This is a genomic window from Variovorax sp. 54, assembly GCF_002754375.1.
Lineage (GTDB): Bacteria > Pseudomonadota > Gammaproteobacteria > Burkholderiales > Burkholderiaceae_C > Variovorax.
Genome location: NZ_PEFF01000001.1, coordinates 857,162 through 877,957, shown reverse-complemented (window position 1 = coordinate 877,957; position 20,796 = coordinate 857,162). Strand labels below are relative to the sequence as shown.

The 20,796-nt window shown below is 69.0% G+C and carries 21 protein-coding genes; 6 read left to right on the top strand and 15 right to left on the bottom strand.

Translation table 11 applies throughout. The features are described 5' to 3' along the window. Position 1 precedes the first annotated feature (1 nt). The 3 genes from fusA to CLU95_RS30525 all read right to left on the bottom strand — a co-directional run bounded on the left by fusA (position 2) and on the right by CLU95_RS30525 (position 3,107). Positions 2–2,062 carry an elongation factor G gene (gene fusA, locus CLU95_RS03860; protein ID WP_099790604.1) on the bottom strand — a complete coding sequence of 687 codons (2,061 nt, stop codon included), beginning with the start codon at positions 2,060–2,062 and terminating at the stop codon, positions 2–4. Positions 2,063–2,331: 269 nt separating this feature from the next. Further along, entirely contained in the window at positions 2,332–2,799 is a 468-nt protein-coding gene (locus CLU95_RS03855) for a hypothetical protein (protein WP_099790602.1), read from the bottom strand. Next, complete coding sequence (locus tag CLU95_RS30525; RefSeq protein ID WP_143605943.1) at positions 2,796–3,107, bottom strand: hypothetical protein; 312 nt, start codon at positions 3,105–3,107, stop codon at positions 2,796–2,798. The genes CLU95_RS03855 and CLU95_RS30525 overlap by 4 nt, the downstream gene beginning before the upstream one ends. A 46-nt stretch (positions 3,108–3,153) precedes the next feature. On the opposite strand from CLU95_RS30525, the gene CLU95_RS03850 reads away from it, so the two are divergent. Next, the gene (locus CLU95_RS03850) at positions 3,154–3,405 is read left to right on the top strand and encodes a hypothetical protein (RefSeq protein ID WP_143605942.1); all 252 of its coding nucleotides are present in this window, start codon (positions 3,154–3,156) and stop codon (positions 3,403–3,405) included. Here CLU95_RS03850 and CLU95_RS03845 read toward each other — a convergent pair. From CLU95_RS03845 to CLU95_RS03835, 3 genes are all read right to left on the bottom strand, one after another. Next, positions 3,402–3,629, bottom strand: a complete 228-nt coding sequence (locus tag CLU95_RS03845) for a hypothetical protein (protein WP_099790598.1) — start codon at positions 3,627–3,629, stop codon at positions 3,402–3,404. The two genes, CLU95_RS03850 and CLU95_RS03845, sit on opposite strands and share 4 nt — an antisense overlap. 172 nt (positions 3,630–3,801) lie before the next feature. Continuing rightward, on the bottom strand, positions 3,802–5,007 hold the full coding sequence (locus CLU95_RS03840; protein ID WP_099790596.1) for a porin: 1,206 nt from the start codon (positions 5,005–5,007) through the stop codon (positions 3,802–3,804). Between the two features lie 165 nt (positions 5,008–5,172). Further along, on the bottom strand, positions 5,173–6,750 hold the full coding sequence (locus tag CLU95_RS03835; protein WP_257214530.1) for an amidohydrolase family protein: 1,578 nt from the start codon (positions 6,748–6,750) through the stop codon (positions 5,173–5,175). A gap of 100 nt (positions 6,751–6,850) precedes the next feature. On the opposite strand from CLU95_RS03835, the gene CLU95_RS03830 reads away from it, so the two are divergent. From CLU95_RS03830 to CLU95_RS03820, 3 genes are all read left to right on the top strand, one after another. Continuing rightward, positions 6,851–7,783, top strand: coding sequence for a LysR family transcriptional regulator (locus CLU95_RS03830; protein WP_099790594.1), 933 nt, complete (start codon positions 6,851–6,853; stop codon positions 7,781–7,783). A 100-nt stretch (positions 7,784–7,883) separates the two neighbouring features. After that, positions 7,884–9,302 carry an amidohydrolase family protein gene (locus tag CLU95_RS03825; protein ID WP_099790592.1) on the top strand — a complete coding sequence of 473 codons (1,419 nt, stop codon included), beginning with the start codon at positions 7,884–7,886 and terminating at the stop codon, positions 9,300–9,302. A 38-nt stretch (positions 9,303–9,340) separates the two neighbouring features. Continuing rightward, a complete protein-coding gene (locus CLU95_RS03820) occupies positions 9,341–10,318 on the top strand; it encodes a Bug family tripartite tricarboxylate transporter substrate binding protein (protein WP_099790590.1) in 978 nt (325 codons plus the stop codon). 34 nt (positions 10,319–10,352) lie between these two features. Here CLU95_RS03820 and CLU95_RS03815 read toward each other — a convergent pair whose 3' ends face one another. The 7 genes from CLU95_RS03815 to CLU95_RS03785 form a co-directional block, all read right to left on the bottom strand. Next, complete coding sequence (locus tag CLU95_RS03815) at positions 10,353–12,128, bottom strand: amidohydrolase (protein WP_099790588.1); 1,776 nt, start codon at positions 12,126–12,128, stop codon at positions 10,353–10,355. A gap of 9 nt (positions 12,129–12,137) precedes the next feature. Next, positions 12,138–13,160 carry a porin gene (locus CLU95_RS03810; RefSeq protein ID WP_099790586.1) on the bottom strand — a complete coding sequence of 341 codons (1,023 nt, stop codon included), beginning with the start codon at positions 13,158–13,160 and terminating at the stop codon, positions 12,138–12,140. A 34-nt stretch (positions 13,161–13,194) separates the two neighbouring features. Then, entirely contained in the window at positions 13,195–14,181 is a 987-nt protein-coding gene (locus CLU95_RS03805) for a Bug family tripartite tricarboxylate transporter substrate binding protein (protein ID WP_257214529.1), read from the bottom strand. Between the two features lie 85 nt (positions 14,182–14,266). Continuing rightward, entirely contained in the window at positions 14,267–15,256 is a 990-nt protein-coding gene (locus CLU95_RS03800) for a quinone oxidoreductase family protein (RefSeq protein ID WP_099790582.1), read from the bottom strand. A gap of 57 nt (positions 15,257–15,313) precedes the next feature. Further along, complete coding sequence (locus tag CLU95_RS03795) at positions 15,314–16,234, bottom strand: dioxygenase family protein (RefSeq protein ID WP_099790580.1); 921 nt, start codon at positions 16,232–16,234, stop codon at positions 15,314–15,316. Between the two features lie 90 nt (positions 16,235–16,324). Next, positions 16,325–17,359 carry a tripartite tricarboxylate transporter substrate binding protein gene (locus CLU95_RS03790; protein ID WP_099790578.1) on the bottom strand — a complete coding sequence of 345 codons (1,035 nt, stop codon included), beginning with the start codon at positions 17,357–17,359 and terminating at the stop codon, positions 16,325–16,327. Between the two features lie 61 nt (positions 17,360–17,420). Continuing rightward, positions 17,421–17,957, bottom strand: a complete 537-nt coding sequence (locus CLU95_RS03785) for a cupin (RefSeq protein WP_099790576.1) — start codon at positions 17,955–17,957, stop codon at positions 17,421–17,423. A 186-nt stretch (positions 17,958–18,143) separates the two neighbouring features. On the opposite strand from CLU95_RS03785, the gene CLU95_RS03780 reads away from it, so the two are divergent. Continuing rightward, positions 18,144–19,073 (top strand): LysR family transcriptional regulator, encoded by a 930-nt coding sequence (locus tag CLU95_RS03780; protein WP_099790574.1) that lies wholly within the window; start codon positions 18,144–18,146, stop codon positions 19,071–19,073. Between the two features lie 38 nt (positions 19,074–19,111). Continuing rightward, positions 19,112–19,516: an OsmC family protein gene (locus CLU95_RS03775; protein WP_099790572.1), complete on the top strand. Its 405-nt coding sequence runs from the start codon at positions 19,112–19,114 to the stop codon at positions 19,514–19,516. Between the two features lie 24 nt (positions 19,517–19,540). Here CLU95_RS03775 and CLU95_RS03770 read toward each other — a convergent pair whose 3' ends face one another. Both CLU95_RS03770 and CLU95_RS03765 read right to left on the bottom strand, forming a co-directional pair. Continuing rightward, positions 19,541–20,221 (bottom strand): GNAT family N-acetyltransferase, encoded by a 681-nt coding sequence (locus CLU95_RS03770; RefSeq protein WP_099790570.1) that lies wholly within the window; start codon positions 20,219–20,221, stop codon positions 19,541–19,543. Positions 20,222–20,360: 139 nt separating this feature from the next. Next, positions 20,361–20,756, bottom strand: a complete 396-nt coding sequence (locus CLU95_RS03765; RefSeq protein WP_099790568.1) for a hypothetical protein — start codon at positions 20,754–20,756, stop codon at positions 20,361–20,363. Positions 20,757–20,796: the final 40 nt, after the last annotated feature.

The following is a 20,796-nucleotide window of genomic DNA, read 5'->3' as shown; positions in this document are numbered from 1 at the left end:
CCTAGTCGTCCTCGCGCCCGCGGTACTCGCTCATCAACGTCTTCTGCACAGCCGGCGGCACCGCGTCGTAGTGCGACAACGCGATGGTGTAGCGGCCCTGGCCGCTGGTCATTGCGTTGAGCCGCGACTGGTAATTGGCCAGCTCGACCTCGGGCACCTGCCCGCCGATGGCCACCGTGCCGCCGCCCTGGCCCGAGGTGCCGGTGACCAGGCCGCGCCGCGACGACAGGTCGCTCGTGACGTCGCCCACCGAGTGCTCGGGCACGGCGATCTCGATCTGCACGATGGGCTCGAGCACGGTCGGCTGCGCCTCGCGGATCGCCGCCATGAAGGCCTTGCGGCCGGCGGTCGCGAAGGCGATGTCCTTGCTGTCCACGCTGTGGTGCTTGCCGTCGTACACCACCACGCGCACGTCGACCACGGGGTAGCCGGCGATCGCGCCGTACACCAGCACCTCGCGCACGCCTTTCTCGACCGCGGGGATGAACTGGTTCGGAATGGCGCCGCCCCTGACTTCGTCCGCGAACTGGAATCCCGCGCCGCGCGCCAGCGGCTCGATGCGCAGGAAGACTTCGGCGAACTGGCCGGCGCCGCCGGTCTGCTTCTTGTGGCGGTGGTGGCCCTCGGCCGGCGCGGTCACGGTCTCGCGGTAGGCGATGCGCGGCGGCCGCGTCTGGACCTCGAAGCGGTACACCTCGCGCAGGCGTTCGAGCACGAGACGCAGATGCAGCTCGCCCAGGCCGTAGAGCACCGTCTCGTTGGTCGCGGCCACATGCTCGATGCGCAGGCACGGGTCTTCGGCCGCGAGCTTGCCGAGGATTTCCCAGGCGCGCTGCTCGTCGCCGTGGCGCTTGGGCTCCACGGCCAGGCCGTACACCGGCACCGGGAACGGCAGCGGCGCAAGATGCACGTGGCTGTCTTCGGCCGCATCGTGCAGCACGGCATCGAAATGGATCTCGTCGACCTTGGCCACCGCCACGATGTCGCCGGGCACCGCGTGCGACACCTCGACATGGTCCTTGCCCTGGAGCTTGAACAGGTGCCCCACCTTGAAGGGTTTGCGGCCGTCGCCGATGTAGAGCTGGCTGTCGCGCGTGACCGTGCCCTGGTGCACGCGGAAGACCCCCATCTTGCCGACGAAGGGGTCGATGGTGATCTTGAAAACATGTGCGAGCACGTGCAGCGACGGATCGGGCAGGGCCTTCATGGGCTGGGCCTGCGCGCCTTCGCCGACGATGAACGCCGGCGGGTTGGCCTCGGTCGGATCGGGCAGGAGCTTGACGATCACGTCCAGCAGCTCGGCCACGCCGGCGCCGCTGCGCGACGAGGTGAAGCACACCGGGATCAGGTGGCCTTCGCGCAGCGCCTGCTCGAGCGGCGCGTGCAGCTCGGACGGGTCCACGTCGCCTTCCTCGAGGTAGCGGTCGACAAAGGCCGCATCGACCTCGACCACCTGCTCGACCAGCGCGCGGTGCGACGCCTCGACGGGGCCGAAGTCGGAGCGCCCGAAGCGGTTGAAGAAGCAGTCGATCACCTGCCGGTTGACCCCGTCGGGCACGTTCAGCGGCAGGCATTCGCGGCCGAAGGTCGCCTGGATGTCGGCCAGCAGGCCCGCCAGCGAGATGCCCTGCGAGTCGATCTTGTTGACGATGATGATGCGGGCGAGGTGTCGCGAGGTCGCGTACTCCATCATGCGCACCGCCATCGGCTCGATGCCGGTGGCGGCATTGATGACCACCGCCACGGTTTCGACCGCCTCCAGCGCCGGCAGGCTCTGGCCGAGAAAGTCGGGGCCGCCGGGCGTGTCGATGAGGTGGATGCGCGTGGCGGCATGCGTGAGGTGCATCACCGAGGCGTTGAGCGAATGCAGCATGCGCCGCTCGAGCGGGTCGTGGTCGCTGACGGTGCTGCCGCGCTCGACGCTGCCGCACGCCCCGATGGCGCCCGCCTTGAACAGCAAGGCCTCGGCGAGGGACGTTTTGCCGGCGGCGGCGGCGCCCACGAGCGCCAGCGTTCGCACGGCTTCCATTTCGGCCGCGAGGCCGTTCGATCGGCTTGGCATGGCTGGTCTCCTTTGCGCCTTCGCAAGGCCGGCCCGGCGGCCCGCAGGGGCTCGGGTGCAGCGCGTGGACGTCGGGCCAGCGTACGGGATTGACCGTGCCGATGCAAGTTGATTGCGCCGCAACGCGCCCGTCGATGCGACGCGTCCACCGACGGCGCATAGCACCTTGCGCGACGCGTCTCCACACGAGGGTCGCGCCGCGCAACGACACCGTCTACGGCCGCATACCGTCCGCCAGTACGTGGCGCCGGGTGGCTACGGCCGCACGATCACGGTGTCACTGGCGCGGCATCGTCGGAGGGCGGCGGCGGATCGGTGGGCAGCCTTCCCAGCCGGGAGGAGGTCGCCCGCTCCGTGCGGATTTTTCGCAGGGTGTTGGTCAGCGCCTGCGGGCTCGTGTTGAGCTGCCGGGCCGCCTTCGCGGGCCGCATGCCCTCGACCAGCACCAGCCGCGCAGCAGCGAGCGAGGGGGTGGCTTGCAGGTGCAAAAGCCCGGCCACTTTCCAGAACTCCGCCGAGGTGAAGGTCCCGACGTCGGGCGGCAACGACCGCGAGGGAACCGCCTTGCGTTTTTCGAAAACGCAGTGGGGTGCGGACTCCATCTCCGAGACCCGCGCGATCAGGGCCTCGAGGTAGGCCAGCGTGGCGGGGGTGTTGGAAATCCAGTTCGAATGCACGACGAGTTTCGATCCGTCGTCGGGAAAGGTGTGCTCCCAGCTGACCCGCAATTCGGTCATGGGCGGCCACGAAACGAGCGCATCGATGGAGAGCTGGCTTCGATGTGATTAATTCGCATACGTGAAGTATGTCGCAACAACGCGAACATCCTTTTCGTGATGTCGCCAGTGTGACCGATTGTTGGGTTATGAGGTGCGCCGTTTCGGCGCGGACGGAGAAATTCGGTCTTGCCATCGCCGTCACCGCCGTCATCGAAAATCACGAAGGCCGGGCCATGGCCCGCACGGTTTGTTTTTTGGACAGGAGCCGCCGACATGTCGAATATTCCGAAGCGCGTGACCCGCTTCCTGGCCTTCTGTATGGCCATGTGTCTCCTGGTGCCGTCCGCATCGGCGACCGGCGACCTGCCTCGCATGACGAAGGGCGAAGACTACGGCGCGGTGCGCGCGCGGATGATCCAGGCGGGGTGGAAGCCGTACCACGCCCCCGACGCCGACAGGTGCAGCGCCTACGACGCGCGCTGCGTCAACAGGCCCGAGATGGTGGCGTGCGCGGGCACCGGCGTGGGCGCCTGCAAGTTTCTCTGGAAGAAGGGCGCGCACACGCGCGCCCTGTGCACGGCGGGCGAGACGCGGGCTGTCTTCTTTGCTGTCTGCGAGCCTTAGGCCAATGCCGTCGATGCCGCCGATGCGGCGGATGCCTGCGCAGGCGCGGGCGGCAGCTCCTGCGTGGTGGTGCGAATCGGCGCGGGCGGTCCGCAGTCGTCCGGCATCTTGCGCGAGATGCCTCTCACGAGATGGCGGGGTACGTGGTGTGTCTTGATGAACAGTGCCAACGCCTCGCTGCGCGCGGGCTCGGAGACCGGTAGAAACATGTGCAGTGCGCTCATGGTGTCGTTCCGTCGATGCCAGGCAGGAGGGCGGCGTACCCGCTTGTGCCGGGTGGCTGGCGACCCCTGGCATGGCCGCCCGGCGAGCATTGTGCGCGTCTGGATCAACCGCGTTGGCGCTGATGTTTTAGGGCACCTCGCGGTGCCGGTTCCGAGGCGCCCCGATCCCCCGCTAGAAGGCGTGGCGAATGCCGAAGTCGTAGCCGGTGGAGGTCTTCGGCGTGAGCCCCGCGGTCTGCACGAAAGCCGGCCCGCCCGTGGTGAGCGCCGCGCCGTTCTTGTTGCGCACGTGGCCCACGGTCGCATACAGCGCGGTGCGCTTCGACAGGTTGTGCACGTAGCCCAGCGCCAGCTTGCCGGCCTTCGGGTTCTTCGTCACGGCGAAGGGTGCGCCGGTGTTGTCCTGGTCGTAGGTGACGTGCGAGTACGCGGCGCGGATCAGCCCGGCGCCGACGGGCACGGTGACGCCGACGACGTAGCCCTCGAGGTCCACCTTGCGCAGGCCGCCGCCGAGCGCGGGCTGCGCAAGGTCGCGCGCATGCCGCGAGCGCGACCATTCGCCGAAGAGCTTCACGCTGCCGAAGTGGTACGAGGCGCCGAGGTTCATCGTCTTCACCGAGTCGGTGCTGCCAGCGTAGTAGTTGTCGGCGACGGTGCTGTCGCCGTAGGCCGCGGCCAGTTGCAGCGGTCCGTTCGCGTAGCCAAGACGCCCGCCGATGTAGCGGCCTGCGCGCGAGGGAGCGACCGCGCCAGGATTGCGTGCGCCCGTGATCGGATGCGCGCCCGGCGGCGTCGCGGTGCCGGGGTCGTAGCTGTCGCGCTCGTGCAGCGCGTACTGCAGCTGCCCGTGAAATCCACCAAGGTTCGGCGGCAGGAAGTAGCCGATGGAATTGCTCGCCCGCACGTAGTTCGCGTTGCCCGCGAAGGCGGTGTTGGCAGCGAGGATCAGGTTGCCGCCGGCGCCGTTGGTGTTGATCGGGTCGAACAGCGTGTCGTTCCAGAAGGTCGGCGTGAAGTCGCGGCCGAGGCGGATCTCGCCGAAGCCGCCCGAGAGGCTCACGGTCGAGCGGCGCGAGAAGTTCGCGATGCCCATGGCGCCGTCGTCATTGGTGATCGGGGCTTCGAGCCAGAAGCTGGTGGCCAGGCCGCCGCCCAGGTCTTCGGTGCCGCGAAAGCCCAGGCGGCTGGTGCTGTAGCCGGAGTGCCCGAGGGCGGTGCGGCGCACGGTCACCGCGGGCGTGAGGCCGTGTGGGTCTTCCGAGCGGTTCGAATAACTGCTGACCATCGCATCGATCACACCGAAGACGGTGACCGAGGATTGGGCCGAAGCAGCACTGGCCAGGGAGACGGTGGCCAGGGCAATCAGGGACTTGTTCATTGCATGAATTCCAGAAAGTGGGAAGGCGCAGGACGAGCGGCGCCACGACAGCCCGGGAGCGGGCTGCACGGAGGTGTTCAGTGAGCGGAGGTGAAGAGGGCGCGCGCGACGAAGACGTCACGCAGCGCCTGCAGGCCAGCAGGCCGAGGGGGCCTGCGTTGTGCGCTAGGTCGTGAAGGTGATGCTGGCCTGCTGCGGCCCGATGCGCTGCTGCGCGGCCACCTGCTGGGCCTTGAGCTTCGCCCAGTCGACGCCGAGCATCTTTCCGTGCCGCTTGCGCGCTTTGCCAGCGACCCACACGCTGTCGACGTCGGCCTGCGAGGCGAAGTTCATCACCCGGTCGGCCAGGCTGCCCAGCATGGCGAAGCCGATGCGGTCGGTGCGCAGCAGCACCAGGTCGGCGCGCTTGCCGACCGTGAGGCTGCCCGTGACGTCGCCCAGCCGCACGGCCCTGGCGCCGAGCGCGGTGGCGAAGTCGAGCGAGTCTTCCGACTTGTAGTTGCGCACGATCTCGCGGCCCTCGGGCTCGAGAAAGAGGCTGAGGAACGCGCAGCGCACGTGCTCGAAGTAGTCCTGCTGCAGCACCGAGTTCACGTCGATGCCGATGCCGGTGGCCACGCCGGCATGGCGCGCGCGGCCGTGCGCGGAGGCCATGAGGTGCGGCGTCATCATGTAGGGGAACTCGCCGACCACCGTGGCACAGAGCATGCCGCCGGTGTCGCGCAGCATCTTGAGCTCATCGTCGGTGAGGCGGTTGCCGTGCGAGGCGTGGTAGTCGGGCCCGAGCAGCCCCGCCTCGTGCAGGTCGACGATGCCGGAGCCGCGGTGGCCGATGGTGCCGGCGGGCTGCGGCTGCGCCGTCTTGTGCACGTGCGCGGCAATCATCTTCACGCCGGTGGCGCGGGCACGCTCCCATTCCTTGCGCACCTCGGCCACGGCGCGGCCGGTGGCATTCGACGGCGCCAGGCCCAGTTGCAGCAGGCCGTTGCTGTCGGAGAACAACTCCTTCTGCAGGCGCTCGACGGTCTTCCAGTTGGTTTCGGTGGTCGTGTTGAGGTCGGCATGCACGCGCGCCGTCGAGATCGTCGAGCCCGGCCCGAAGGCGGTTGCGCGCCCGAGCTGGAAGGTGAACCAGCCGGCCACGCCCGAGTCCTTGACGCCGCGCGCCGCGGCCAGCGCTTTCTCTTCAGTGGGCTGGCCATGCGCGTAATCGAGCACGGTCGTCACGCCCGCGTCGATGGCCTGCAGGCCCCCGATCAGTTCCGCGAGGTAGTTGTCCTCGGGCGTCATGCAGGCCATGGTGCGCCGCTGCCAGCCGATGTAGCCCTTGGCGTAGGCATTCGGTTCGGCCTTGACGATGCGGCCCGCATCCAGGCCGTGCCACATGTGGCGGTGGCCGTCGATCATGCCGGGCATCAGGATCATGCCGCGCGCCTCGATCACTTCGGCATCGCCGGCGGGCAGGCGCTTGCCGATGGCTGCGATCTTGCCGTTCTCGATCAGCACGTCGGTCGCCTGCAGCTCCTTGTTCAGCGGGTCCATCGTGAGCAGGTCGGCGCCGCGGATCAGTGTGCGCCGCGCGGGGCCGCGTGGCGACGCAGCGGGCTTCGGTGTTTGCGCCATGGCCTGCGGGGCAAAGGCCGCCGCGGCGGCTGCGCTGGCCGACAGTCCGAGGAAAGCCTTGCGGGTCAATCCGGCCGGTGGCGCCGAGCCCGAAGGCGGGGCGATCTTGGGTGGGGTCATGTCTCGTTCCGTGGTTGTAAGAGTCCGAGGATGTTGACATTTTCATTTTTGACAATAAATATCGCCCGGAGAAAAAACTGTTTTCCAGAGAGGAAAGAATATGGACCGCCTCACGGCCATGTGTGTGTTCCGCAAGGTGGTCGAGCGCGGCAGTTTCACGGTCGCCGCTGAGCAGATGCGCATGTCCAACGCGTCGGTGAGCAAGTACGTGGCGGCGCTCGAAAACCACATCGGCACGCCGCTGCTGGCGCGCACCACGCGGCGCATCAACCTCACCGATGCCGGGCGCAGCTACTACGACAAGTGCGTGCGCATCCTCGACGACGTGGAGGAGGCCGAGAAGTCTGCTGGCCAGCTGCAGACCACGCCGCGCGGCCTGCTGAAAGTGCGCGCGCCGGTGTCGCTCGGCACGGCGCACCTGGGCCGCACGGTGGCGGATTTCCTGGCCGGCTTTCCCGAGGTGACGATCGACATGACGCTCAACGATCGCTTCGTCGATCCGGCGGAAGAGGGCGTCGATGTGGCGCTGTTCATTGCCGACCACGTGAAGGACGCGACCGGTGCCACCCGCGCCATCGCGAAGATGCCGCGCATGCTGGTCGCCGCACCGGCCTACCTGGCGACACGCGGTGCGCCCGAAGCACTGGCGGACCTCGTGCGCCACAACTGCCTGGTCTACACGCGCGGCCAGACGCCCGACGAGTGGCGCTTCACCGAAGCCGGCAGCGAACGCACGGTGCGCGTCGGCGGCAACTGCCGCTGCAACAACAGCCTCGTGCTGCGCGAGGCATTGCTCGCCGGCGCGGGCATCGGCCTGCTGCCCGCGTTCCTGGTGACGGGCCATCTGGTCGACGGCAACCTGCACACCGTGCTGCCCGGCGTGGTGCCCGAACCGCGCACGCTGTTCGCCGTGTTCCCGCAGCCGCGCCGGCCCTCTCCGAAGGTGCGCGAGTTCGTGAACTTCGTGGCGCGCAGTTTTGCGGCCGACAGCCAGTGGCAGCTCGAAGCGGAAGACGCGGCGGCAGTGGTCTAGATTTTTTCCTTTCAAGAAATCATTTCTTTCTTTGGACGCCGTTTATTGATCGAAACGAAATCGTCAACATCCTCGGACCCTTTGAAACCCCGAGTGAGACATGACGCACACACTGATCAAGAACGCCAGCATCCTGACGCGAGACCCCAAGCTCGGAGACCTGCACGGCAGTGACCTGCTGATCGACGGCGACCGCATTGCCGCCGTTGGCCCGAACCTGCAGGCGCCGCCCGACGCCGAAGTCATCGATGCGAAAGGCATGGTCCTCATGCCGGGCCTGATCGACGGCCACCGCCACGTCTGGGAAATCATCGACATGGGCCGCCTGGTGAAAACGCGCCCGGCCGAGTACGCGCCGTACTACCAGCAGTGGAAGATGCGCACGATCGTGTCGATGACGCCCGAGGACAACTACCTCGCGGAACTGATCGGCGGCCTGCAGGCCATCGACTCCGGCGTGACCACGGTGCTCGACTACGCGCACGGCCAGCCCAGCGAAGACCGCGCCATGGCCGCCGCGCAAGGCCTGCGCGACTCGGGCATCGCCGGCTGGTTCGCCTTCCAGCTCGGCGTGTCGTCTTCGTACAAGCCGGGCGACACCGTGTCGCTCGCCAAGGCCGACGGCGAGCGCATCGCGATGACCAACGAGTCGCATTGGAAGACCGCCGAACGGCTGCAGAAAGAGTTGTTCTCCGACAGCACGGCGCTGCTGCAACTCGGCCTGGCACCGAGCGGCAACAACGGCAGCCGCATCGACGACATCCGCAAGGAGTGGACGCGTGCGCGCGGCATGGGCGTGAAGATGCTCGCGGCCCACATCCACAAGCCTGAGCGGCCGCACGCACCGGGCGTGATGGGCCATCGCGATTCGGGCATGCCCGACCTGCACGAAGCCGGCCTGCTCGGCCCCGACTACCAGGCCACGCACGCCAACCGGCTCACGTCGGAAGAACTGAAGATGCTGCGCGACACCGGCGGCATGATCTGCGCGACCGCGATGGGCGAGTTTCCGTACGTGATGTCGCCGAGCAAGGGTCCGTCGGTGCACGGGCGCGCACGCGCGGCCGGTGTGCCCACGGGCATGGGCATCGACATCTCGCTGGCGCTCACGGGCGATTACTTCGAGCACATCCGCGCCACGTTCTGGAGCCTGTACCTCGACCCCGAATGCCGCGGGTACGTCGGCCGGTACACGTCGGAAGACATCCTGGACTTCGCCACCTCGATGGGCGCGCAGGCGGTGCGGCTGGGCGGCGTGACGGGCACCATCACCGTCGGCAAGCGCGCCGACCTCGTGCTGCTGAGCACCGACCGCATCGGCTTCGGCATGGCCGGCAGCCTCGCGGACCGTGTTGTCACCTTTGCGGGCACGCCCGACGTCGACAGCGTGTGGATCGCCGGCAAGGCGCGCAAGCGGCACGGCAAGATGCTCGGTGTCGATTGGGCGAACCTCAAGGCCCGGCTGGTGGAAGCGCAGGAGCGCGTGGGGGCCCAGGCCGCCAGCATCAAGTTCGTCTGAGGCGCTGAGGCCGCACGCCCGATCCTCTGAACCCCATCATGAAAAAAATACTGAGACTCTTCGCGTTCGCCGCGCTGCAACTGGGCGCCGTGGCCTCGCACGCGCAGGCCGCTGACACCTGGCCGAACCGGCCGGTGCGCATCGTGCACGGCTTCGCGCCGGGCGGTCCCATCGACCACCTGGCGCGCCTGCTGGCGGCACAGTTCCACGAGCACTTCAAGCAGTCGGCCATCGTCGAGGCGAAGCCGGGCGCGGGCGGCACGATGGCCGCGCGCTACGTGGCGCGCAGCGCACCCGACGGCTACACGCTCTTTCTCATGGCCTCCGGCCATGCGGCGGCGCCCAGCCTGTACGGCGCGCTGCCGTATGACGCAGTGAATGACTTCACGATGATCTCGATGGTGGCGCAGAGCCCGTTCGCGATCATCGCCAACCCCAACGCGAAGTTCGCCACCGTGCAGGAGCTGATGAAGAAGGCCAAGGCCGCGCCCGGCACCATCGACTACGGCTCGGGCGGCAACGGCAGCGGCATGCACCTGGCCGCGGCGCTGCTGCAGTCGCGGGCGGGCGTGCGCTTCAACCACGTGCCCTACCGCGGCGGCAGCGCCACCGCGCTGGCGGTGGTGAGCGGCGAGGTGCCGATCATCGTCACGTCGATGGCCGGCATGAGCGCCTACATCGACAGCGGCAAGGTCAAGCCGCTGGCCGTGACCTCGCGCCAGCGCTTCGCGCTGTACCCCGACGTGCCGACCCTTGCCGAAACCGTGCTGCCCGACTTCGACGTGACCGCCTGGTATGCCTTGGGCGGGCCGAAGAACCTGCCGCCGGCCATCGTCGCGAAGCTCGCCGAGATGGTGCGCGTCACGCTCAAGCGCCCCGAGGTCGCCGAAGGCCTGCGGCTGCAGGCGGCCGATGCGTGGTCCACCACGCCGACGGAGGCGCAGGCCTTCGTCGCGAAGGAGGTGACGCGCTGGACCCAGGTGGTCCGCGACGAGAAGATCTCGGCGCAGAACTGAGACGCGGCCGGCCATGCGCTCCGACGGCAACCGGTCAATGGCGAGGCGGCGCGCTGTCGGCGTCGTCGCCGTGGTCATGCATGTGGCCGATAGTCTTGAGCACGCTGGCATCGGTGCGCGGCGGCAACGCGGCACCGTGGCGCTGCGCCACATGCACGGGCTTGCCGTCGACGAAGGTCAGCACGGAACGGATCGTGTGGATCTCGTCGGCCGCCACCGTGAGGAAGGGCGCATCGAGCACCGCGAAGTCCGCGAGCTTGCCCACCGTCAACGAACCGCGATGCGGCTCGCTGAAGGTGAGCCACGCGGCGTTGGCCGTGTACAGCCGCAAGGCTTCCTCACGCGTGAGCAGGTGGTCGACACGGCGCTGCACAGCGCCGCCGACGGCGCGGCCCGTCACGTGGTACTCGATGGCGCGCCACACGTTGATCACGCCGACGCGCGTGGAGTCGGTGCCGCCGGCCACCATCAGGCCCTTTTGCAGTGCCAGGCGCGTGGGTGGCGAGGCCTGCGCGGCCTCGGCGCCATGGGCCTCTTGGATCGCCGGTGCCTCGAAGTACGGGCCCATCTGCACCGTGTACGCCAGGCCCAGCTTGCGCATGCGTTCGAAGGTCTGTTCGGAGCCTGTGTTGATGTGCGTGAGGGCCCAGCGCAGGTCCTTGAAGGGCCGCGTCTGCGCCACCTTCTCGAGCACATCGAGGATGGCCTTCGCGCCGTCTTCGGTGTAGGCGTGGATCTCCAGCGGATAGCGGCGCTCGGCCGCGAACAGCGCAGCCTGCGCCAGCTCGTCGCGGGCGGATTGCGGCGGATTGAAGCCCGCGCTCATGCGCACGCCGTCGTTCATGCCGAAGGCCAGCACTTCGCCCACGCCGAGAAAGCGCAGCATGTCGTCGCCGAACAGCGGCGGCAGGTAGGCCAGGCTGGTCTGGAACCAGGCGGTCTCGTTGCCGGGCGCGAGGGCCGAGGCGCGGTAGGCGACGCGCACGGTCAGCGCCTTGTCGCGCCACAGCGTGAACAGCGGGCTGTAGATGGCGTGGTCGCCCGCGGCCGGATCGACGACGCCGGTCACGCCCAGGCGGTTGAGTTCGCGGAAGAAGGCCTGCAGGCTGGCGCGGTTCTCGGCTTCGGGGCGCGCGCTGATGCGCGCGAACAAGGCGGAGAAAGGTCCGATGCCGCCGAACAGCTTGCCGGTGGCTCGGCCTTGCGCATCCCGTTCGATCGTGATGCCGGGCGGCAGCGTAGCGCCGGTGTCCAGCCCCAGCACGTCGATCGCCTGGTTGTTGACGACAGCGTAGTCGTACAGGTACTGCACGTAGGCCGGGTTGTGCGGCAGGGCGGTGCTCAGGTCCTGCGGCGTCGGCGCGCGTTGCTCGGCGAATTGCGCCGGATGCCACGCGCCCATCACCGCAACCCATCGGCCGGGCCCGCGCTTCGTCGCCTCTTGCGCGAGCTGGTCGAGCGCGCCGGACAGCGTGGTCTGCTCATACCAGTAGCTCTCGAAGGTGAAGCCCTGGCCGCCGCGGATGGCGTGGATGTGCGCATCGATGAGCCCGGGCACCACCGTCTTGCCACCCAGGTCGATGACGCGGGTGTGCGCGGTGCGCAGCTTGCGGATGGCAGCGTTCGAGCCGACCGCGACGATGCGGTTGCCGCGCACCGCGAGCGCCTGTGCGCGGGGCTTGGCGGGGTCTATCGTGAGGAGTTCGCCGTTGAGCAGCAGAGTGTCTGCAGCCTGCGCCGCGGGCAGCCACATCAGCGCGAGCGCCGCAGCGGCGGCCGCGACGAGCCGTTGTCGGATCGGTCGGTTCATGGGCTGCGCTCAGAAGGCATGGTTCACACCGAGTTGCAGGCCCGACGAGCGCCGGCCTGCCACGCCGGCGGACGACGAATCGGCCACCACGTAGGCGGCATTGCCGCGGTTGCTGATGCGCGAATAGGCGCTGTACAGCGTGGTGCGCTTGCTCAGGTGGTGCGCGTAGCCGATGGCGAACTGGCGCGCGGTGCCGTCGGTCTCGAGGCCGGGGCCGGAACGCTCGGAGCGTGCGAACGACACGCGGATCTGACCCGCGCCGATGGGAACCGACGCACCGATCAGCGTGTTCGTCTGCCGCTCGCGTGCCAGCCGATGGCGCAGGTAGTTGGCATAGACCTTGACCACGCCGAAGTCGTAGCTGCCGCCGACGGTCACCGTGCGGTAGTCGTCGGGGCCGATGGCGGTCAGACCGTAGGCGGCCGCCACGTTGACTGGACCCGACTCGTAGCCCAGCCGTCCGCCCCGGTAACCGGCGCCCTCTGCGCCTTCGGCCGCCGCGAACATGAACTGTCCGTACAGGCCGCCAAGCCCGCGCGGCAGGAAGTAGCCGGCCGAGTTGCTGGCGCGGGCCTGCGTGCGCGCACGCCCGAGGCCGAGCGGCCAGCCTTCGACGATGTTGCTGCTGCCGCCCACGCCGACCGTGCCGAAGGGCGAGAAGCTCGACACGTTCCAGAACGTGGGCGTGTAGTCGCGGCCCAGGCGCAGCTCGCCGAGGTCCTTGCTCATCAGGCTCACCGTGGAGCGTCGGCCGAAGCCGCCTTGCGTTTCGCCGGTGTCGGGCAGCACGGCGGTCTCGAGCCAGAAGCCGGCCGCGAGTCCGCCGCCCAGGTCTTCCACGCCGCGAAAGCCCAGGCGGCTGGGCAGCAGGTAGCCGCCCTGGTCCATGGCCTTGGTCGAGGCGTTGCCCGCCTTCGAGTAGGTGAAGTTGAGGTCGATGCTGCCGAACACCGTCACGGACGATTGGCCGTGCGCAGCGCCGAGTGCACCGGTGGCTGCGAGCGCCAGCAGAAGTTTGTGTGCTTGTCTCATGTTTTTCTTTCGAGGCGGAGCGGTCGATGGGTGGTCAGCTGTCGATGCGGATGCCGGCGCGGCGGATGAGCGCGGTGGTCGCCACGATCTCTTCGCGCACCTGCTGCGCGAAGGCCTGCTGCGGCATCGGTGCGGCGTCGGCGCCGAGCTTGTCCAGGCGCGCGCGCACCTCGTCGGTCTTCAGCGCACGCACGGTCTCGGCATGCAGGCGCGCGACGGTGTGCGTCGGCGTCTTCGCCGCCACGAACATGCCGACCCAGAAGCGGTGGTCCGCATCGCCGAAGCCGCTTTCGGCGGTGGTCGGCACCTGCGGCAGCAGCGGCGAGCGCCGTGGTGCGCCGATGGCCAGCGCGGCGAGCTTGCCGCTTTGCACCAGCGGGGCGGCCAGCGCCAGCGGCGCCAGGAACCAGTCGAGCCGCCCGCCCATGAGGTCGGTGAGCGCCTGCGGCGTGCCGCGGTACGGGATGTGCGCGACCTCGATGTCGGTCGCGATGCGGAACTTCTCGCCTGCGATGTGCGAGGCGCTGCCGCTGCCCGACGAGCCGTACACGAACTTCTGCGGGCCGGCCTTCACCTTGCGCACGAGGTCCTGCAGCGAAGTGAAGCCGCGGTCCGGGGGAACGACCAGCACGTTGGGCATCGACGCCAGCATGGTGACCGGCGTGAAGTCGTTCAGCGTGTCGTACTTGAGCCCGGGGTAGAGCGCGGCGTTGGCCACGTGGCCGGTCGAGTGGATGAGCACCGTGTGGCCGTCGGCCGCGGCATTGAGCACCGCGCTGGCACCGAGCGTGCCGCCCGCGCCGGGCCGGTTGTCGACCACGCAGGGCTGGCCGAGGTACTGCTGCAGCCGTTCGCCGACGATGCGGCCCACCACGTCGGTGGTCGATCCGGCGGTGAAGGGAATGACCAGCTTCACCGGCTGGCTCGGGTAGGCGGGCTGCGCGAAGAGCGTGGCGGGAAGGCCGGCGATGCCGCCTGCGGCTGCCGTGAGGCGAAGCAATGTCCTGCGATGAATGTCCATCGTTGTCTCCTTGTTGTTCGTGGGGAAGGGCCTGCCTGCGGGCAGGCCCCGAAGTGATGCGCGGGGCAGGGCGCCCCGCGGGCGCTCAGGGCGCCAGAACCAGCCGCTCCATCGAGCCTTCGAGCACCTGCAGGTAGGCCTGGCGCGCGCGGTCCAGCGGCAGCACCGAGCCGTCGTTCACGTCGAAGCCCTGCAGGCTGCCGTCCTCGAAGCCGGGCAGCAGCGTGCGGAACACGTCCGCGCATTGGCTGGCCGTGAGCTTCAGGCTGTCGACGCCGAGCATGTGCAGGTCGCGGCGGTAGAACGCCATGATGTCGAAGGGCACGTTGCGGTCGGGTGTGGAGATCAGGATCTGCGTGCCACCGACCTTGAGCGACGCAAGCGCTGCCGCGAAGTACGGCGAGCCGACGGTGTTGTAGGCAATGTCCACGCCCTGGCCGTTGGTCATCGACAGAACGGTTTGCGCAATGTCGTCGCGCGTGCCGTCGATCACCTCGACCTGCGCGCTGGCATGGCCTGTGTACCGGGTGGCGCCGCGTTCGACGCCGATCACACGTGCGCCGGCACGCGTGGCCAGCTGCACGGTGGCCTGGCCGACCTTGCCGTTCGAGCCCAGCACCAGCACGGTCTGGCCGGGGCCCGCGAGGTGGGCCCGGCGCAGCCCTTCGTACGCCGTCACGAAGGGCACGCCCACCGTGGCCGCCGAGGCCATGGCGATGCGTTCGGGCTTGGCGACGAGCGCCGCCACGGGCAGCACGAGGTAGCGCGCATGCGTGCCGTCGCGCGTGATGCCCAGGTCGCCGCCGGTGCCCCACACGGCGCGGCCGATCCATTCCGACGGGCCGGCGACGACGCGCCCGGCGTAGTCGCGACCCGGCGTGCGGGGCCAGATGGCATACGGCATCAGGCCCAACGCCGCCTTGACGTCGCTCGGGTTGATCGCCGCGGCAAGGACTTCGACGATGGCGCAGCCGGCCGGGGTTTCGGGCTGTGCGATGTCGACCAGGTCGGGGTTCAGTGCCTCGGGGCTCGGGGCCTTGGCGCTGAGGCGAAGGGCGCGCGGTGGTGTGCTCATGGTGCGATGTCTCGTGGTGTGAAGTGGAGGGAGGGAAATGCGTGTGTGTGTGGTCGTTCAGGGCAGCGGCGGCGTGGGCAGGCGCGTTTCGCCGGGCTCCAGCCGCAGCTCGAAGTCGAGGTGGAAGTGGCCCGCGCTGTCGGGTTCGAAATCGCGCAGCAGCGACCCGACCGCGCCGAAGGCCGCATCGCTGTAGGCGTACGGATCGCGTGCATCGAAGATCTGCGTCGTCAGCACCTTGTGCCCGGGCGCGATGGCGATGAAGTGCAGGTGCGCCGGGCGCATGTGGCTGCGGTTCTGCAGCGCCAGCAGTTCGCCGCAGGGGCCGTCGGTGGGCACGCCATAGCCCGAGGGCTGCACGCTCTCGAACCAGAAGCGGCCGTCGGCGTCGGTCTCGAAGACGGCGCGCAGGTTCATGTCTTCCTGCTCAGGGTCCTGGTTCTCGTACAGGCCACTGGGCGCCGCCTGCCAGGTCTCGATGCGGGCGCCGGCAATGGGCGTGCCGTCCAGCGACAGCACGCGGCCTTTCACGTGCAGCGTTTCGCCGGGCGTGTCGTCGGTCGCGATGCGCACGCCGTTGGGCCGCACCGGCTGGTTCGCGCGCCAGAAGGGGCCGATGAGTGCCGGCTCGGTGCCGCCCGCGGCCAGCACGGCCTTGGCGTCCATCAGCAGCACCAGCGTGGCCATGCCGAGAATGTCGGCGAGCAGGATGCCTTCGTGCTTGCGCGGGCCCGTGGCCTGGCCGATGCGGACCATGAAGTCCAGGCCCTTGAAGAGCTCTTCGTAGGTCAGCGTCACTTCCGTGGCGAAGGCGTGCAGGTGCCGGATCATCGCGTCGAGCACGGTGCGGGTGCGTGCGTCGCGTGTGCCCTGATTGGCGTCCAGCACGGCCTGCAGCAGCGCTTCGGCGTTGGCGGGAATCGAGCGCTGGGCGGTCGGTGCCCCGGTGTCCGTGGGGGTCTCGGCGACAGAAATCATGGGAAGTCCTGGAGAGTGGAGAAAACGAAATCGGCACGGCGCCGCCCGGCACGCATGGCGCACCGCTGTGGCTGAAGGGGCGTGAGGCCGCTAGTCGGCGCGGATGCGCGCGCGGGTGGCGACGGCGGTCCAGCGCGGCACGTCTTCGGCGACGCGCGCAGCGAGATCGGTGGGCAGGCTCGCGACCGTCTCGAAGCCGAGCTCGCGGGTCTGGCGCTGCACGTCGTCGAGCGCCAGGATGCGCCGCACCTCGGTGTGCAGTCGCTCGATGGCGGCGACGGGCGTGCCCGCCGGTGCGAACAACGCCTGCATGGTCTCGGAGCGGTAGCCGGCAAAGCCCGACTCCGCCACCGTCGGCACCTGCGGCAACTCGGCCCAGCGTGCGCGGCTGCCGACGGCCAGCACCCGCAGCGTGCCCGCCGCGATGTGGGCCTTGGCGGCGGGCAATGCGGTCAGTGCGCAATCAACCTGTCCGCCGAGCACCGCCTGCACGGCCGGGGCCGCGCCGTTGTAGGGCACGTGCAGCAGCTCGATGCCGGCGCGCTGCCAGAGCAACTCGCCACCCAGGTGCACGCTGTTGCCCTTGCCGGGCGTCGAGTACGTGAGCGCACCCGGTCGGCGTTTGGCGGCGTCGATCAGTGCCGACAGGCTGGTGAGCGGGCTCTTGGCCGGCACCACGATCACGTCGGGTGAGCTGACGGCGAGCGACACCGGTGCGAACTGGCGCAGCGGGTCGTAAGGGGGCTTGTCGGCAAACAGGGCCGGGTTGGTCACGAAGGCGGACGACACGAGCAGCAGCGTCTGGCCGTCGGGCGCGGCGCGCGCCACCGAGGCGATGCCGATGTTGCCGCCGGCGCCCACGCGGTTGTCGACGAGCACGGGCTGGCCCAGCGCTTGCGCGAACCGCACGCCCACGATGCGCGCGATGATGTCCGAGGTGCCGCCGGCGGCGAAGGGAACGACGATGCGCACGGGGCCCTTGGGGCTCCAGGCCGGCTGGGCGCGGACAAGGCCGGCGCCCAGCGCCGCGAGCGTCGCGACGAGGGCGTGTCGCCGGCTCATGCCGTGTGCCACACCGCATGCCGGCATGCGGCGTGCGGCCTGAAAGTCGTGGGGAATCGTCATTTTTTTGTCTCCTCGGGTGGTGCCTGTGAGCCTTGCGCAGTTTGGGCGGTCGGCGCGGCGACTACTTTCGTTCTGACGCCGTCTCCTTGATGTAGCCGTCGGTTCCGTAGACCAGGCCGGTGGCCTCTGCAGCCCTGACGACATCTTCGTGCCAGGCGATGCGCCCGCATTCTTCGTCGGTTCCACCGACGACCGAGTACACCACCAGCGCGTGATCGTTCGGATTGCGGAAACCGCGCATCACGCCGATCGGGCACGAGATCACGTCCCACTGGTTGAGCATCACGGAGTACTGGCCCTTCTCGCCCCAGATGACCTCCATCTGCCCGTTCAGCGGACAGAAGACTTCCTCGGTCTTGTGTGCGTGAAGGCTGGCACCCTGGCCAACCGGGATTTCGATGAAGGTCACGCCGAAGCGGTGGTTGCCTGGAATTGCCGGCTGGACGCCTTTGTTCTCCAGCACGCCGCGGTTCATGATCTTGTAGATGTTCTTCTTCATCCCCGGCAGCCGGCTCTCGATGAAGGTCTCGCCGTAGGGCGCGACCTTGCCCCAGCGGGCGATGCGGGTGGATTCCATTTCCTGGAGGGTGGGGTCCATGTCTATTCCTTGATGCGATGAGGTTCGGAGTCGTCGAAAAAGCAGCGGTTTACGTTCTGCGAGGCCCACTGTAGGCAACGGTCTTTCATGCGTCCATTACCATTTTTCGAGCGATTCGATAACATTTCGGTATGAGGCGTCCGGTGACCCTCGGCCGCTCTTGTGGCAACGACCTGGAACCCCCGCATGGACCTCCGACAGCTTCGGTATTTCGTGGTGCTCGCCACGCAGCAGCACTACGGCCGCGCCTCCGCCGTGCTGCATGTGGCGCAGCCGGCACTCAGCCGGCAGATCCGCCTGCTCGAGGAAGAGCTGGGCGTGCGCCTGTTCGAGCGGCACGCACGCGGCGCAACGCCGACCGAAGAGGCCGTGTTCCTCATGGAGCGCGCGTCGTTCCTGCTGCGCTATGCCGAGCAGATGAAGCAGGACATGACGGCCCGCCAGCGCGATCCGCGCGGCCCGGTGGCGATCGGCCTGTCGCCCGCGCTCGCGCTGCTGCTTGCGGTGCCGCTGGCGCGCGCGGTGCGCGAGCAGTTTCCCGATGTGCGGCTGCGCATCGTCGAAGGCTTTTCGCAGTCGCTGCTGGGCATGCTGGAGCAGGGGGCCGTCGACGTCGCGATCCTCAACGGCCCGATGCAGCTGGCCAACGTGTTGGCCACGCCGCTCATGACCGAATCGCTGTGCCTCATCGGCCGCACCGACGACGCGCGACTGCTGCGCATGACGAAGATCAAGCTGCCCCGGCTGGCCGGCCTGCCGCTGGTGATGACGGGCGTGTCCAAGTCGGGCGTGCGGCTCGAGCTGGAAGCGGCGGCGGCACGCGCGGGCGTGGTGCTGAACCCCGTGGTCGAGGTCGAGACCTTGAGCGTGGCGGCCCGCCTGGTGGAGGAAGGCCTGGGCCTCACGGTGCACTTTGCGGCGGTGGTGCAGGACGAGATCGAGGCCGGCCGGCTGGTCGCGATTCCCATCGAGGGGCTGCGGCTGCGCCGCGTGCTGGCCCGCGCCTCCGACCGGCCGCCGTCGCGCGCGACCGAAGTGCTCATCGACATCCTGCGCGCCGTGGTGCAGGAGCGCGTGGACGCGGGGCGCTGGCCGCACGCGGTGCTGGACCGCTGAGCGCGCCAGAATGCCTCATCGCCAACAGGAGTACACCCATGAGCCACACCGCATCGATCGTTTCCACCGACGTCAATTTCAACCACCGGATCCAGGTCGGCAAGTTCCAGCTCGTGGCGGACGAGCCGGCGTCATTGGGCGGGCAGGGCGCGGGGCCGGCGCCCTACGACTACTACCTGGCCGCGCTCTCCGCCTGTACCGCGATCACGCTGCGCATGTATGCCCAGCGCAAGGGCTGGGAGCTCGGCGAGTTCAAGGCCGAGCTGAGCTTCGCGAAGGACGCGGACGGCAAGGCGCACATTCACCGCGTGCTGCATGCCAGCGGGCCGCTGACCGATGCGCAGTGGAGCCGATTGCTCGAGGTGGTGGCCAACACGCCGGTCACCAAGACCATGCGTGAAGGTGCCGAGATCACGAGCGAGCGCGGGGCGGCGGCGGCCTGATTCAGGCGGCAGGCGCGGCGCCGCTCAGCGCCGCGAGATCACACGAACGACCGGTTCGCTGTGCACGCGGAACCCCATGCGTTCATAGATCCGCCGCGCGTCCGCGTTGCCCTGCATCACATGCAGCACGGGCACTTCGCCGCGCTGCATCTGCTGTGTCACCAGCCGTGTGACCAGTCGCTTCGCGTAGCCCTGGCCCTGCGCGTCGGGGTGCGTGCAGACGCCGCTGATCTCGCGCAGCGTGCCGGCGGCCATGCGCTCGCCGGCCATCGCCACGAGGCGGCCGTCGTCGTCGAAGCAGCCGACGTACTCGCCGAGTTCGATGGTCCGCGTGGAGAAGGGGCCGGGGCGCGTCAGGTCGGCCAGGGCCAGCACCTGTTCCGCGTCTGCTGCGCCGAGCCGGACCACATCAGGCCGCGTGTCGGCCACGGGCGCAGGTGCGTCCCAGATCATCTTCACGATGACCGACTCCATGTCGACCTGCCACGTGGATGGCGCGGTGCCCGACCAGCCGATGGCGTAGAAGTGCTCGTCCGGCGTGCAGAAGGGCAGGAGCGCGTCGAGGTCGGGGTGCAGTGCGTCGGCAAAACCGACGATGGGGGAGAAACCTGTGGCGTACCGGCGGGCGGTTGCTGTGCCGCTGGCATGGCGCGCGTGCGGGCCCGAGAGGGCGTGCCAGGTGAGGTTGGTGAGGAGATCTGTCATGAGGCTGGATTCTCTCGGTCTGACAGGAACCGTCGGTGCGCCGTCCGCTGAGTGGGGGCGGCGCCTCCTCGTCGGTGACGAGGAGGTTGGTCGCGTCGCGCGGCGAGGGTGGCCTCGCCGGCATCAGCGACTCAGTGCATCAGCACTTCATGGCCGTGGCTTGTGCGGCGAAGGCGTCGGAAGCGGCCTTGCAGGCAGCGCCGAGTTGCGCAGCGTTGGCGCCGTAGCTGGCCCAGGTGGCCTTGGTCTGCTCGAGGCTGCCCTTGAGCGCGTCGGCGGCGGCGCCGCTTTGCTTGCCCACGCAGGCGCTCACCTTGTCCAGGTATTCCTGGCATTCCTTGGGCACGTCGGCCGATGCCGTGGTGGTGGCCGCAGGTGCTGCGGCAGCCGGTGCGCTGGCGGCCGGGGCGGGTGCCGGTGCGGCCGGTGCCGCTGCAGGTGCCGCGGGCGCGGCCGGTGCTGCGGGGGTGGACTCTTGCTTGGAGCAAGCGGTGATGGCAGCAGCCACGATGATGAGTGCGAGCAGTTTGTTCATTTTTGTCTTACATGAGCGAGTTGGATGATGTGCCTCGTCT